This is a genomic window from Staphylococcus piscifermentans (genome assembly GCF_900186985.1).
Classification (GTDB): domain Bacteria; phylum Bacillota; class Bacilli; order Staphylococcales; family Staphylococcaceae; genus Staphylococcus; species Staphylococcus piscifermentans.
Window position 1 is genome coordinate 1313194 of sequence record NZ_LT906447.1, and the last position, 16055, is coordinate 1329248.

The following is a 16055-nucleotide window of genomic DNA, read 5'->3' on the forward strand; positions in this document are numbered from 1 at the left end:
CTGTTATGCGGTTTGAGGCGGCATAATAGTGGTGTGGAGGTTGACCAATGTTTAAAGATTTTTTTAATCGCGGCAGTAAAAAGAAAAAATACGTTACTGTTCAAGATTCGAAACAGAACGATGTTCCAACAGGTATCATGACGAAATGTCCGAAATGTAAAAAAATCATGTATACTAAAGAACTTTCTGAAAATCTCAATGTATGTTTCAATTGTGACCATCACTTGTCATTAACTGCATATAAACGTATTGAGGCTATTTCAGATGAAGGTACTTTTAAAGAATTTGATAAAGGTATGACTTCTGCTAATCCTTTAGATTTTCCGGGATATGAAGATAAAATTAAAAAAGATCAGGAAAAAACAGGATTGGATGAAGCGGTTGTAACAGGGACTGCAGAACTTGGAGGCATCCCTTATGGAGTAGCAGTGATGGATGCCCGTTTCAGAATGGGAAGCATGGGTTCTGTAGTAGGTGAAAAAATATGCCGAATTATAGATTATTGTACAGAGCATCGCTTACCGTTTATTTTATTCTCAGCAAGTGGCGGTGCCAGAATGCAAGAAGGGATTATCTCATTGATGCAAATGGGGAAAACCAGTGTATCCTTGAAACGTCATTCTGATGCTGGTTTATTATATATTTCATACATTACAAATCCGACTACAGGTGGTGTATCTGCAAGTTTCGCTTCAGTCGGAGATATCAATTTATCAGAGCCTAAAGCTTTAATCGGATTTGCAGGTCGCCGAGTAATTGAACAAACTATTAATGAAAAACTGCCGGATGATTTCCAAACTGCTGAATTCTTGTTAGAACATGGCCAATTAGATAAAGTGGTACATCGTAAAGAAATGCGCAGCACTTTAGAATCAATTCTGAAATTGCATGAGGGACAAGAGGTGAACAAAGATGCTTGATTTTGAAAAGCCGTTATTTGATATTAAAAATAAAATAGATGCTTTGAAAGAATCTCAAGAGAAAAATGATGTTGATTTGCAAGATGAAATCGATATGCTTGAAGCGTCTTTAGAAAGAGAAACTGAAAAAATCTACATGCATTTAAAACCATGGGATCGTGTTCAACTAGCAAGATTACAAGAAAGACCTACAACTTTAGATTATATTCCGTATATCTTTGATGAATTTATGGAGCTGCATGGTGACAGAAATTATCGTGATGATCCTGCAATGATTGGCGGTATCGGCTATTTAAATGGTCAACCAGTTACTGTAGTCGGCCAACAACGTGGTAAAGATACTAAAGATAATATCTATCGTAATTTCGGAATGGCTCATCCGGAAGGATATCGCAAAGCTTTGAGATTAATGAAACAGGCTGAGAAATTCGATCGCCCTATTTTTACTTTCATAGATACAAAGGGGGCTTACCCTGGTAAAGCGGCTGAAGAAAGAGGTCAAAGTGAATCTATCGCGCGAAACTTGATTGAAATGGCAAGTTTGCAAGTGCCGGTTATTACAATTGTCATCGGTGAAGGCGGTAGTGGCGGTGCTTTAGGTATTGGCATTGCTAACCGTGTATTGATGTTGGAAAACAGTACATATTCCGTGATTTCACCAGAAGGAGCAGCAGCACTTTTATGGAAAGATAGCAATCTTTCTAAAATTGCTGCCGAAACAATGAAAATTACTGCACCTGATTTGAAAGAATTGCAAATTATTGATGAGGTTGTACAAGAACCTCTTGGCGGTGCCCATAAAGACATTGCTATGCAAGCTAAGAAAATTAAAAGCGCTTTCACTAAGCAATTAGCAGAACTTAAAGACTTATCTGGTCAAGCATTAGCAGATGATCGTTTTGAAAAGTTCCGTCAAATTGGTGAATTTAAAGAATAATAAGGGTAAAGAGATTCTACACGTTATTTTAGGAGATGTGTAGCGTCTCTTTTTTCTTATTTGAATTTATAGTCTGCTGTTTGATACTAATAATAAGTAATTGATTTGATGTTTTTTATAAAATAAACTATTTTTATCTATTGTTTTACGCAAAAATATAATAAAGATTATGGCTATATTTTGAAATCATAAATATAAAACGTTTACATTATAGAATGCATTGTATTTCTATGGATAAGCCGCTATTTTTATGGTATTTTTAATGTAAATCATACAAGTTAGGAAGGTCAGTCGTCATGAAAAAAATTGCAGTTTTAACAAGTGGCGGAGACGCACCGGGAATGAATGCTGCTGTTCGAGCAGTTGTGCGTACTGCCATTTATAATGGGATTGAAGTTTATGGTGTGTATCAAGGCTATCTTGGATTAATCAATGATGATCTTAAGAAACTTGAATTAGGATCTGTGGGAGATATTATCCAACGAGGCGGTACTTTCTTATTCTCTGCACGTTGCCCTGAATTTAAGGACAAAGAAGTTCGTGCACGAGCAATTAAGAATTTACGCTCACGAGGTATAGATGGTCTTGTTGTTATCGGTGGTGACGGTAGTTATCGAGGTGCTCAACGTATCAGTGAAGAGTGTCCTGAAATTCAAACTATCGGTATACCGGGTACCATTGATAACGACATACCAGGCACTGATTTTACAATCGGTTTTGATTCAGCATTGAATACAATTATTGAATCTGTCGATAAAATCAGAGATACGGCATCTAGCCACGCACGTACTTTTATTGTTGAAGTAATGGGTCGAGATTGTGGTGATCTTGCACTTTGGGCTGGTTTAGCTGTTGGAGCAGAAACAATTATCGTTCCTGAAGAAAAAACAGATATTAAAGATGTGGCTGAAAAAATTGAAACGGGTATCAAACGCGGTAAGAAACACTCTATTGTCATTGTGGCAGAAGGGGTGATGAGCGGACAAGAATGTGCTGACGAATTAGCAAAATATATTCATGTAGATGCGCGTGTATCAGTTCTAGGACATATGCAACGTGGCGGCAGTCCTACTGGTCAAGACAGAGTATTGTCTTCAAGATTGGGCGGCCATGCAGTAGAACTGCTGATGGAAGGCAAAACAGCACTGGGCGTTGGCATCAAGCAAAACCAGCTTACTCAAACTAAGTTTGAAGAAATCTTCAATACTAAAGTAAGTAAATTCGATACAGAAATGTATAGACTTGCTCAAGAACTATCTATTTAATTTATAGTGAATTTATTAGGAGGCTTTAATAATGAGAAAAACTAAAATCGTATGTACGATTGGACCTGCATCAGAATCTGAAGAAATGTTAGAAAAATTAATGAAAGCTGGAATGAATGTTGCGCGTTTGAACTTCTCACATGGTGACCATGCCGAACACAAAGCGCGTATCGACCGCATTCGTAAAGTTTCACAACGTTTAGAGAAAACAATTGCTATCATGCTTGATACTAAAGGCCCAGAAATCCGTACTCATGATATGGAAAACGGCGTGATTAATTTAGAAAAAGGCAATGAAGTTATTGTCAGCATGAATAAAGTATTAGGTACTGCTGAAAAATTCTCAGTAACTTATGAAGATTTAATTAACGACGTTGAAATCGGTTCTTTCATTTTACTTGATGACGGTTTAGTAGAATTAGAAGTTAAAGCTAAAGATAAAGAAAAAGGCGAAGTACTTTGCGAAGTATTAAACTCTGGTGAAATTAAAAATAAAAAAGGTGTTAACTTGCCGAACGTGAAAGTTAATTTACCAGGTATCACTGAAAAAGACGCAGACGATATCCGCTTCGGTATCGATGAACATGTAGACTTCATCGCAGCAAGCTTTGTGCGTCGCCCAAGTGACGTCTTAGATATCCGTAAAATTTTAGAAGAAGAACGCAATACTAATATCAGTATTCTTCCTAAAATTGAAAACCAAGAAGGTATCGATAACATCAAAGAAATTTTAGAAGTATCTGATGGCTTAATGGTAGCTCGTGGTGACATGGGTGTAGAAATTCCACCAGAAAATGTACCAGTTATCCAAAAAGACTTAATCAGACAATGTAATAGATTAGGCAAACCAGTTATTACAGCAACTCAAATGTTAGATTCTATGCAACGTAACCCACGTGCTACAAGAGCCGAAGCAAGTGATGTTGCCAACGCTATCTATGATGGAACAGATGCTGTAATGTTATCAGGCGAAACTGCTGCTGGTCTATACCCTGAAGAAGCAGTGAAAGCAATGAGAAATATTGCTGTTGCTGCAGAAGCGGCTCAAGATTATAAAAAATTATTGAATGACAGAACTAAACTTGAAGAAACTAACCTTGTAAATGCAATTGGTGTTTCTGTAGCGCATACAGCTTTAAACTTGAAAGTAAAAGCAATTGTGGCTGCTACTGAAAGTGGTTCTACTGCTAGAACAATTTCTAAATTCCGTCCACATTCAGATATTATCGCTGTAACACCAAGTCCAGAAACTGCACGTCAATTAGCGTTAGTTTGGGGCGTATTCCCAGTAGTTAAAAAAGGACGTAAAACTACTGATGCCTTATTAAATAATGCAGTAGCTACAGCAATCGAAACAGGTCGCGTGCAAAATGGTGATTTACTAATCATCACTGCTGGTGTTCCAACTGGTGAAAAAGGTACTACTAACATGATGAAATTACATTTAGTTGGCGATGAAATTGTTAAAGGTCAAGGTGTCGGCCGCAACTCAGTAGTTGGAAATGCAGTCGTAGTCCAAGATGCTATTGAATTAGAAGGTAAAGATCTTTCAAATAAAATTATTGTGACACATTCTACAGATGAAACATTCGTACCTTATATTGAACAAGCTGCTGGATTAGTAGCTGAAGAAGGCGGAATTACTTCTCCAAGTGCTATCATCGGTTTAGAACAAGGCATTCCAACAATTGTAGGCGCTAATAATGCAACTAAATTAATTGCTAATGATGTAGTGATTACAGTTGATGCCAATACTGGTCGTGTCTATGATGGATATGCAAACGTACTTTAATAGCCGAATATAATATTAAATATTAATCAATTAAACGAACTGTGCTCTTCAGAAACTTGAAGATGCAGTTCGTTTTTTTATTATAATTGTTCCTATCAAATTAGTTTGCTTAGCTAACTATAAATGTTAAAGTGCTTGTGTGAGAAAATAGGCTGAGGTTTCTATCATGGTCTCAGCATTTTCTCGATCCACCACAAAAACGATAAAGTTTCGTTTAATTATAAAATGAGTGCTAGTTTCATTTTCATTCTAGCCAAGTTATAGGAGGTTGAGACGTTTTGACAGCAGTCTTTTCAAATGAAGAGAAAGTACAAATACTAGCAGATATCGTAAAAATAAAAAGTGTTAATGATAATGAAATTCAAGTTGCTAACTACTTAAAAGATTTATTTGCTCAGCATGGTATTGAATCAGAAATTGATTCAATCAGTCCTCACAGAGCGAATTTGATTGCAAAAATTGATAACGGTCATCCGGTTATGGGCATTTCAGGCCATATGGATGTGGTATCGGAAGGAGATATCGATAAATGGGATTATCCACCATTCGAACTCACTGAAGAGAATGGAAAGCTTTATGGTCGTGGAGCAGCAGATATGAAATCTGGTTTAGCAGCACTTGCCATTGCTTTTATAGAGATACATGAACAACATTTATTGAAAGAAGGATCTATTCAATTCATGGCTACAACAGGTGAAGAAATGGAACAATTGGGCTCCAAACAACTTTATGAAAAAGGTTATATGGATGATGTAGATGCATTATTAATAGCAGAGCCAACAGAAAATAATTTGATATATGCAAATAAAGGTTCAATGGATTATCGAGTTATTTCTACTGGAAAAGCTGCGCATAGTTCTATGCCTATTGCGGGGCAAAATGCCATAAAGCCATTAATAAATTTCGTACAAAATATAGATAACGCTTACGAAGAAATTATACAAACACAGTCAATGAACCAAATTGATTGTTCAAAATTTGAAAATCGTTTGGCTTCAGTACTTGGTGATAATACTGATATGAGCAAAGTCAGAAACATGTTATCTGGTCTGGTTATTACTAATACAATATTTAATGGAGGCGCTCAGGTCAATTCTGTCCCAGATAAAGCTACTGCAGAATTTAATATCCGTACGGTTCCTGAATACAATAATGAAAAAGTAAAACAATTATTTCAACACTATCTAGATAAAGAAAATGAGCAAGGGGCACATTTAGAAGCGGATATTTATCTTGATCTAGAACCAGCACTCACGACCGGAAAGAATAATTTAGTGGAATTAGGACATCAGCTAGGGGAAACAATGTTTCATAAATCGTTAGGTGTCACACCGATGCCTGGGGTAACGGATGCTTCGAATTTGTTACGTGGCAAAGATGAAAGTTTTCCATTTTTAACATTTGGTCCAGGTGCCACAGCACATCAAGTAAACGAGTATGTTAATAAAGATACTTACTTACAGTTCGTTGACTACTTTACGCAACTGATTCCAACTTATATTAATGAAAATAAGAGATAAAAAAAGAGCACCCCACGTAGAAACTGTACCGATTCCAAAAGTTCAAATTTTGGAATCGCCAAACTTTTACTGAGGGTGCTCACTCTTATTTTATTGTTAAAGGTGCTTAATTCAATAAAAATTAGCCATTGTGTTTCTTCACTTGCTGCGTATATCTCCAATACATGAATCCTAAAAGAATAAACCAAATAGGTGAAATGAAAATTGCAACTCGAGTTACCGGGTTGACGAAAAGTAATCCTAGTACAAACACAAAGAATATTAGAATAAGGTAACCAGAAATTTTTCCGCCAGGTAATTTATAAATTGATTTTTTATGTTGCTCTGGATCACGTTTTTGATAACGAATATATGCGTAAGTAATTAATCCCCATACTACAAGGAATAATACTGTTGAAACAGTAGTAACATAAGTAAATACTAATGTAGCATCTGGGAAGATATAGTTAAGTAAAGCAGCTACTAATAATAGCGCACAAGAAACTAAAATTGCGATATGAGGTACACCATTTTTATTTGTAGATCTGAAAATCGGTGGTGCTTGTTCTTGTCTCGCTAAACCAAATAACATACGACTGTTAGAGAATATTCCACTGTTACAAGATGATGCAGCAGCAGTTAATACTACAAAGTTGATAATTCCAGCTGCAAACGGAATGCCGACTAAGGCAAACAAGCGAACAAACGGACTTTCTGAAGGATCCATTTTGTTCCAAGGAATAATTGACATAATAACCGCTAACGAACCAACGTAGAATAAAAGAATACGCACAGGCACACTGTTAATTGCTTTAGGTATAGTCTTAGTAGGATCTTTAGTTTCTCCAGCAGTTACACCTATGATTTCTATACCAACAAAGGAGAATACTGCCATTTGGAAGGACATAAAGAATCCTGTTGCTCCTTTAGGGAAAATGCCATGTTCATATAAATTTGTAAATGAAGCATGTCCAAATTGTGTTTTATAGGCCATGACAATCATGACAAGACCTACAACGATAAGTACAATAATAGTGGTAACCTTGATAATTGCAAACCAAAATTCTAATTCCCCGAAAATTTTAGCACTGAATAAGTTGAATACCATCAGTAATAGTACACAAAATAGTGCACTTACCCAGTTAGGTATGGCCGGCCACCAGAAACTTACGTATTTCGCAACGGCTGTAACTTCGGCCATTCCTGTGATAATCCAACAGAACCAATATGTCCATCCTGTTACAAATCCTGCAAAAGGCCCGATATATTCATTTGTAACATCTGCGAAAGACTTAAAATTAGTATTTGAAACTAAAATTTCTCCTAATCCTCTCATAAACATAAACAACATTAATCCAACGATAATGTATGTTAGTAATATGGAAGGACCTGTCATAGCAATCGTTTGTCCAGCCCCTAAGAATAACCCTGTACCGATTGCTCCGCCGATAGCAATCAGTTGAATGTGACGATTGCTCAGTTCTCTTTGTAAATTATTATTTGCCATATACAAACAACTCCCTTTTTGCACCTCATCAATATTATGCACATATTTGAAGGTAATGACAAATGTTTTTTGAGAATAATACAAATTTTCATGCAATTCGCAATGAAATATAGTTATTATGAATGATAAATATTTAAAATGACATATCCTAAAACTATGTTTTAAGGAACTTAAAACAATTAAAATGTAATAAGTGCATGGATGCAAGGCTATAAGTAGACGATTCTTCTATAAACACATGATAAGTATGTAGATTTACATGTTTATAAGAGTTGCTTAATTGTTCACAAAATCGCGATAATTGGATATAATACTAAATGAAAGCCATTTCAATTTGTTATAGAAAAGGGGAAATTAATATGGCAGAATTGCAAAAAGGTTTAGAAGGGGTAATTGCAGCTGAAACAAAAGTGAGCTCAATTATCGATAGCCAACTGACATATGCCGGTTACGACATCGATGATTTAGCAGAAAACGCATCATTTGAAGAAATTATCTTTTTATTATGGAACTATAGACTTCCTACGCAAGATGAGTTAGATGAATTGAAAAGAAAGTTATACGAGTATGCTACATTAGATGACAAAGTATATGAACACTTTGAAGATTATGCTACTGATAATGTACATCCGATGACAGCATTAAGAACTTCAGTTTCATACATTGCACATTTCGATGAAAATGCAGAAGGTGAAACTGATGAAGAAAAATTAGAACGTGCAATTAGAATTCAAGCTAAAATGGCTTCGTTAGTAGCTTCTTTCCAACGCGTTCGTGAAGGAAAAGAACCAGTTAAACCTAAAGAAGGGTTAAGCTACGCAGCAAACTTCTTGTATATGTTACGTGGGGAAGAACCTACTGATATCGAAGAAGAAGCATTTAACAAAGCTTTAGTATTGCATGCAGATCACGAATTGAATGCTTCTGCATTTACAGCACGTTGTGCAGTATCTTCATTATCAGATATGTACTCAGGTATCGTAGCTGCAGTTGGTTCATTGAAAGGGCCTTTACATGGCGGCGCTAATGAACGCGTAATGAATATGCTTTCTGAAATCAAATCAGTTGATGATGTAGAACCATATTTAGACAAAAAATTCGCAAATAAAGAAAAAATTATGGGCTTCGGTCACCGTGTTTATAAAGACGGCGATCCACGTGCGAAATACTTGAAAACAATGAGTAAGAAAATTACAGATGAAACAGGTCAAAAGCACTTATATGATATCTCAGTGAAAATCGAAGATATTATGAAAGAACGTACTGGTATTATTGCTAATGTCGATTTCTATAGTGCAACTGTTTATCATAGCATGGATATTCCACATGATTTATTCACTCCAATCTTTGCGGTCAGCCGTACTTCAGGTTGGTTAGCACATATCTTTGAACAATACAGAGATAACCGTATTATGAGACCACGTGCGAAATATATTGGTGAAACAAATCGTGAATATGTTCCAATCGAAGAGAGATAGAATATATTAATTTTGATTCTGAAATTGAAACACCTTATTAATTAAGTTACGGAGGAATTATTAATGGCACCAGAAAAAATTGTTAAACAAGAAGACGGTTTATTAGTACCGAATAATCCAATTATTCCATTCATCATTGGTGATGGAATCGGCCCAGATATCTGGAGAGCATCTCGCCGTGTTTTAGACGCTGCAGTTGAAAAAGCTTATAATGGCGAAAAGAAAATCGAATGGAAAGAAATTTTAGCAGGTCAAAAAGCGTATGATAATACTGGAAAATGGCTTCCTGAAGAAACACTTGAAGCAATCAGAGAGTATTTAATCGCTATCAAAGGACCACTTACAACACCAATCGGCGGCGGAATTCGTTCATTGAACGTTGCGTTACGTCAAGAATTAGATTTATTTACTTGCTTACGTCCTGTACGTTGGTTCAAAGGTGTACCTTCACCTGTTAAACGTCCAGAAGATACTGATATGGTTATTTTCCGTGAAAATACAGAAGATATCTACGCAGGTATCGAATTTAAAGAAGGCACTCCAGAAGCTAAGAAATTAATTAAATTCTTACAAGAAGAAATGGGTGCAACAAACATCCGCTTCCCTGAAACTTCAGGTATCGGTGTGAAACCAGTTTCTAAAGAAGGTACAGAACGTCTTGTACGTGCTGCAATCCAATACGCTTTAGATAACAACCGCAAATCAGTAACTTTAGTACACAAAGGTAATATCATGAAATTTACTGAAGGTGCTTTTAAACAATGGGGTTACGATTTAGCTGAAAACGAATTCGGTGACAAAGTATTTACATGGCAACAATATGATCGTTTAGTTGATGAAAAAGGTAAAGAAGAAGCAAACAAAATTCAAGATCAAGCAGTAGCAGATGGTAAAATTATCATCAAAGATTCTATTGCTGACATCTTCTTACAACAAATCTTGACTCGTCCAGCTGAATACGATGTAGTTGCGACTATGAACTTAAATGGTGACTATGTATCTGATGCATTAGCAGCTCAAGTTGGAGGAATCGGTATTGCTCCAGGTGCGAACATCAACTATGACACTGGTCATGCAATTTTTGAAGCGACTCACGGAACTGCACCTAAATACACTGATTTAGATAAAGTTAACCCTTCATCTGAACTATTAAGTGCTGTATTAATGTTAGAACACTTAGGTTGGCAAGAAGCAGCTGACTTAATTACAGCTTCAATTGAAAAAACAATTGCATCTAAAGTTGTAACTTACGACTTTGCACGTTTAATGGATGGTGCAACTGAAGTTAAAACATCACAATTTGCTGATGAATTAATTAAAAACCTTTAATCTATCTTAGAGAGGAGCTGAGACATTCATTTGTCCCAGCTCCTCTTATTTCTTTTTCAAAATAAAAATTATAGAATGTTAATCAATTGTTAAGTTTCTGTAAAGTTAATACATAGTATGTTATCTTTATGAAAATATAAGTTATAATTAGGTTGAAAAATACACAGGGGGTACGACCATGTCACAAAAAATTTTAGTAGTCGACGATGAACAATCAATTGTAACTTTACTGAAATACAATTTGGAAACTGCAGGTTACATAGTAGAAGTTGCTTATGATGGAGAAGAGGCGCTTCAAAAAGTAAATGCTGTACAGCCGGATTTAGTAGTTTTAGATGTAATGCTTCCGAAATTAGACGGCATTGAAGTATGTAAAACGATTCGTTCAGATAAGAACTTAGTTCCTATTCTAATGTTGACTGCCAAAGATGACGAGTTTGATCGTGTACTAGGCTTAGAGCTTGGTGCAGATGATTATATGACTAAACCATTTTCACCAAGAGAAGTAGTTGCACGTGTAAAAGCTATTTTGCGACGTTCTCAACAAGTTCAAAGTATCCAAGAAGACGAAAATGATAATGAGGACGTTATCATTGGTTCCATCAAGATTAGACCCGAGTATTTTGAAGTATACAAAAATAATGAATTATTAGAGCTGACACCTAAAGAATTTGAATTGTTATTGTACTTAATTGAACGTCAAGGTCGCGTAATTACAAGAGAACATATGTTGAACTCTGTATGGAACTATGAATTTACAGGTGATTCACGTATTGTCGATGTGCATATCAGTCACTTGAGAGATAAATTAGAAGAAAACCCTAAGCAGCCAAAATTGATTAAAACGCTACGTGGTTTAGGCTATAAATTAGAAAGACCTAAATCTGCTAATTGAAGTTTTATACTCGATTACTGCTTACACTGGTAACACTGATTGTCTCTTGTCTTATTGCTCTAGGTTTGCTCATCAACCATGCGATTTATACGACGATATCCAGCAGAGATAGTGAAAACCTGAAAAATGATTCAGAAAGAGTAAATGAATCTTATAAGGCACATCAAACTAAAGCTATTGAAGAATACGCACGATTAAATGATTTTGCGATTTCTATACATAGCAATTCAAATCATAAAGTTTTATTCAAGGCGGGGAATAATGTACCTGCAAATGAAAATATTAATGTTGTCGGTAATCCATCTAATTTAATTTATGACACACATAAAGGAAATCATCGATTTACTTATAAATATATTGATAATAATCATCACATTATTATTTCAGGATACAATAATGAAATTTCACAGTTGCAGTTTGAAGCTTGGAAATACATTGTTATTATAGGAATGTTTATATTGACAGTTGTATTTTTGATTGTTAGAAACATCAATAGGACTTATATCAGACCTATTAATGATGTAACCTATGCAACTAAACTGTTAGCTCAAGGTCATTATCACATCCGAGTGCCAGAAAGTAATGTAAAAGAAACGAGAGATCTCTTTGTAACGACTAATGAACTGGCACGTCGTTTGCAAAAGATGCATAACGAACAAAAGATTCAATCTAATCGTTTGAAAACGACCTTAGAAAATATTCCAAGCTCAGTTTTAATGATTGATAAATACGGTAAAATTGTAGTAGCCAACACTGCGTATTACGATATGTTCAATCCTGAAGCGAGCGTAGTGAATAAAAATTATAATCGTGTGATTAAAGGTAAGCTGAATACGTTAATTATTAATGCCTTTAAAACTGAAAAGACGATTAATGAACAAGTTGAAATTTATATTAATAATGTCCATGAAAAGTATTTCGATACAGCATGTGTCCCGATTTTATCTCGTAATAAAAAAAGGCTTCAAGGTATGGTGGTTGTACTCCATGATATTACAAGTCTTAAGAAACTCGAAAATCTGCGTCGTGAATTCGTAGCGAATGTATCCCATGAATTGAAGACGCCTATTACTTCGATAAAGGGATTTGCTGAAACATTAATTGACGGAGCAAAAGAAGATGAACATTTGTTAGATGAATTTTTAAATATCATTTTAAAAGAATCTAACCGTATAGAATCTCTGGTTGAAGATTTGTTGGACTTATCACATATTGAACAGCAAACTGAAATCAGAACAGAACGTGTAGATTTATCAGAAGTTACGCAAACTACTGTTGATACGTTATACGCCTACGCTCAAAGAAAAGATATTACTATTGATGCAAACATACAAGATGACGTTTATATAGACGCTGAAGCTTCTAAGATTGCACAAGTGGTTACAAACTTAGTCAGTAATGCGATTAATTATTCACCGAATGAAAGTACTGTTTTTGTAAGAGTATCCAGTCAAGGTGATAAGAAGATATTAGAAGTGGAAGACCATGGAATTGGCATAGCACCTGAAGACCAAAAGCATGTCTTTGAACGTTTTTACAGGGTAGATAAGGCACGCAGCAGAGATTCTGGAGGTACAGGACTTGGTTTATCAATTACTAAACATATTGTTGAAGCATACCAAGGCCGCATACAAATTGAAAGTGAACTAGATGTCGGTACCACTTTCCGTATTATTTTCTTCGATAATAAATCACGAAATTCATAAGATGTAATAGCGTCGGATAGAAGTCCGGCGCTAATTTTATGAGCAAAGATATACTTATGATAAAATAGAATTAAATCAATTCAGGAGGTTATAACGTGGAAAAGTTAGTATTAATTGATGGAAATAGTTTAAGTTTCCGCGCATTTTATGCTTTACCTCTTTTGACAAATCGTGCGGGTATCCATACAAATGCTATTTATGGTTTCGCGATGTTATTAGAAAAAATTAAAAAAGAAGAGAAGCCTACACACTTTTTAGTGGCATTTGATGCAGGCAAAACCACCTTCAGACATCAAACTTTCAGTGATTATAAAGGCGGACGTCAAAAGACACCGCCAGAATTAAGCGAGCAGTTTCCTTTAATTCGCCAATTATTAGATGCGTATCAAATTAAGCATTATGAACTAGAAAATTATGAAGCAGATGATATTATTGGGACTTTGAGTAAACAAGCGGATAAAGCAGGTATCAAAACGATTATCGTTACAGGAGATCGCGACTTGACGCAATTAGCTTCTGAAAACGTAACAATTTATTATACGAAAAAAGGCGTAACAGATGTGGACCATTATACACCTGAATTTATTGCTGAAAAGTATAACGGTCTACAGCCTTCACAGATAATAGATATGAAAGGCTTAATGGGTGATACTTCTGACAATATCCCTGGCATTGCTGGTGTTGGAGAAAAAACAGCAATCAAATTACTGAATCAATATGACTCTGTAGAAAATCTCTATCAGCATATAGATGAAGTTTCAGGTAAAAAATTAAAAGAAAAACTCGAAAATGGTCATGACGATGCTTTAATGAGCAAACAGTTAGCGACTATCAAACGAGACAGTCCGATTGAAGTCACTTTAAAAGACACAAAACTTCCTGAAGAAGTGGACCAAACAGCGAAAATTGATTTATTTAAAGAATTAGATTTCAAACAAATGTTGAATCAAATCGATGTAGATGCAGAAGATAAAACAGAAGAAAAACGTGAATATGAAGTTGAACACGACTTCAATAATATTAATTTTAATGACTTATCTGAAGCAGCAGTGCATTTCGAAGTGGATGAAGGAGACTATTTAACGGCCGATATCCTTAAATTCGGAATGAAGGCTGATGGTCACTTTGTTGTGATCGATGCCGATACTATTCAAGATTACCCTGAATTGGTCAAATGGTTGGAAGATAAAAACACGCGAAAACTTGTTTATGACGCTAAGAAAACATATGCTGAAGCGCATCGATTAAATATAAATATTCAAAATATTACTTTTGATATTATGTTAGCAAGTTATATCTTAGATCCATCTAGAAGTATTGATGATGTCTATTCAGTTGTTCAGCATTATGGTCAGAATTATGTGGCTGAAGCGGTCAACATTTATGGTAAAGGTCGGAAACGTCAAATACCTGATGACGAAGTGATGAATCCTTATATTGCAGCAATCTTAGATGCTGTCTCTGAAAGTACTCCGCTTATGTATGACCAGCTGGAAGAATACAATCAACTTGAACTCTTTAAATCACTAGAACTTCCACTCGCACGTATTTTAGGAGAAATGGAAGAACTAGGGATTTATACGGATGTTGACGAACTGCAAGAAATGGAAAAAGAAATTCAAGGAAAGCTGGATACTCTTATTGAGCGCATTCATGAGGCGGCTGGGGAAGAATTTAATATCAATTCACCAAAACAACTGGGAGTAGTACTATTTGAAAAACTTGAATTACCAGTAATCAAGAAAACTAAAACAGGATACTCTACCGCAGTAGATGTGCTTGAGCAATTACAAGGAGAACATCCTATTATAGATGATATACTTGAATATCGTCAGCTCTCTAAATTACAGTCCACTTATATAGAAGGACTGCAAAAGGTGATACAAAAAGACCACCGCATACACACACACTTCAATCAAACTTTGGCACAGACTGGGCGCTTATCTTCTGTAGATCCGAACTTACAAAATATTCCGGTTCGCTTAGAAGAAGGAAGAAGAATAAGAAAAGCATTCAAGCCTGCAGAACCAGGCAATGTAATTCTCTCAGCAGACTATTCACAAATCGAATTACGGGTGCTAGCTCACATTACACAAGATGAGAGTATGATTAAAGCTTTTAGAGAAGGACATGATATTCATACGGCCACTGCCATGAAAGTATTTGGTGTAGAACCTGATGAAGTAGACGGATTAATGCGTCGCCAAGCTAAAGCAGTTAACTTCGGCATTGTTTATGGTATTAGTGATTACGGCTTAAGCCAGAGTCTGGGTATTTCTAGAAAAGCTGCGAAACAATTTATCGATGATTATTTAGCTAGTTTCCCAGGGGTCAAACAATACATGAGTGATATTGTTAAAGATGCGAAAGCGAAAGGGTATGTAGAAACACTCTTACATCGTCGGAGATATATTCCCGATATTACGAGTCGTAATTTTAACCGCAGAAGTTTTGCAGAAAGAACTGCAATGAATACACCGATACAAGGTAGTGCTGCGGATATTATCAAATTAGCAATGGTCAATTTTGATAAGGAAATTCAGAATCAAGATTTTCATGTGCATTTACTTTTACAAGTGCACGACGAATTGATTTTTGAACTTCCAGAAGCAGAAGTTGAAGCATTCAGTAAGTTTATTGAAGATATTATGGATAATGCAATAGATTTAGATGTACCATTACAAGTGGATACGAACTACGGTCCAACTTGGTATGATGCAAAATAGA

11 protein-coding genes are annotated in these 16055 nt (G+C 35.6%); 10 read left to right on the forward strand and 1 reads right to left on the reverse strand.

Annotated elements, in window-relative coordinates; all coding sequences use genetic code 11:
• Positions 1–47 precede the first annotated feature (47 nt).
• The 5 genes from accD to CKV71_RS06115 all read left to right on the forward strand — a co-directional run bounded on the left by accD (position 48) and on the right by CKV71_RS06115 (position 6434).
• Positions 48–920: an acetyl-CoA carboxylase, carboxyltransferase subunit beta gene (accD, locus tag CKV71_RS06095; protein ID WP_095104797.1), complete on the forward strand. Its 873-nt coding sequence runs from the start codon at positions 48–50 to the stop codon at positions 918–920.
• On the forward strand, positions 913–1857 hold the full coding sequence (locus tag CKV71_RS06100; protein WP_095104798.1) for an acetyl-CoA carboxylase carboxyltransferase subunit alpha: 945 nt from the start codon (positions 913–915) through the stop codon (positions 1855–1857). The genes accD and CKV71_RS06100 overlap by 8 nt, the downstream gene beginning before the upstream one ends.
• Positions 1858–2153: 296 nt before the next feature.
• Positions 2154–3122 (forward strand): 6-phosphofructokinase, encoded by a 969-nt coding sequence (pfkA, locus tag CKV71_RS06105; RefSeq protein ID WP_095104800.1) that lies wholly within the window; start codon positions 2154–2156, stop codon positions 3120–3122.
• A gap of 31 nt (positions 3123–3153) precedes the next feature.
• Complete coding sequence (pyk, locus tag CKV71_RS06110; protein WP_095104801.1) at positions 3154–4914, forward strand: pyruvate kinase; 1761 nt, start codon at positions 3154–3156, stop codon at positions 4912–4914.
• Between the two features lie 278 nt (positions 4915–5192).
• The gene (locus CKV71_RS06115) at positions 5193–6434 is read left to right on the forward strand and encodes an ArgE/DapE family deacylase (protein ID WP_095104803.1); all 1242 of its coding nucleotides are present in this window, start codon (positions 5193–5195) and stop codon (positions 6432–6434) included.
• Positions 6435–6555: 121 nt separating this feature from the next.
• On the opposite strand, the gene CKV71_RS06120 is transcribed toward CKV71_RS06115, so the two are convergent.
• Complete coding sequence (locus CKV71_RS06120) at positions 6556–7920, reverse strand: amino acid permease (RefSeq protein ID WP_095104805.1); 1365 nt, start codon at positions 7918–7920, stop codon at positions 6556–6558.
• Between the two features lie 359 nt (positions 7921–8279).
• Between CKV71_RS06120 and CKV71_RS06125 the strand changes: the two genes are divergently transcribed.
• The 5 genes from CKV71_RS06125 to polA all read left to right on the forward strand — a co-directional run bounded on the left by CKV71_RS06125 (position 8280) and on the right by polA (position 16054).
• Positions 8280–9398 carry a citrate synthase gene (locus tag CKV71_RS06125; RefSeq protein WP_095104807.1) on the forward strand — a complete coding sequence of 373 codons (1119 nt, stop codon included), beginning with the start codon at positions 8280–8282 and terminating at the stop codon, positions 9396–9398.
• A gap of 63 nt (positions 9399–9461) precedes the next feature.
• Positions 9462–10727 (forward strand): NADP-dependent isocitrate dehydrogenase, encoded by a 1266-nt coding sequence (gene icd, locus CKV71_RS06130; RefSeq protein WP_095104809.1) that lies wholly within the window; start codon positions 9462–9464, stop codon positions 10725–10727.
• Between the two features lie 178 nt (positions 10728–10905).
• Positions 10906–11622 carry a response regulator transcription factor gene (locus tag CKV71_RS06135; RefSeq protein WP_095104811.1) on the forward strand — a complete coding sequence of 239 codons (717 nt, stop codon included), beginning with the start codon at positions 10906–10908 and terminating at the stop codon, positions 11620–11622.
• Entirely contained in the window at positions 11619–13328 is a 1710-nt protein-coding gene (gene pnpS, locus CKV71_RS06140; protein ID WP_095104813.1) for a two-component system histidine kinase PnpS, read from the forward strand. Before CKV71_RS06135 ends, pnpS begins: the two co-directional genes overlap by 4 nt.
• 95 nt (positions 13329–13423) lie before the next feature.
• A complete protein-coding gene (gene polA / locus CKV71_RS06145) occupies positions 13424–16054 on the forward strand; it encodes a DNA polymerase I (RefSeq protein WP_095104815.1) in 2631 nt (876 codons plus the stop codon).
• The last annotated feature ends 1 nt before the right edge of the window (position 16055 follow it).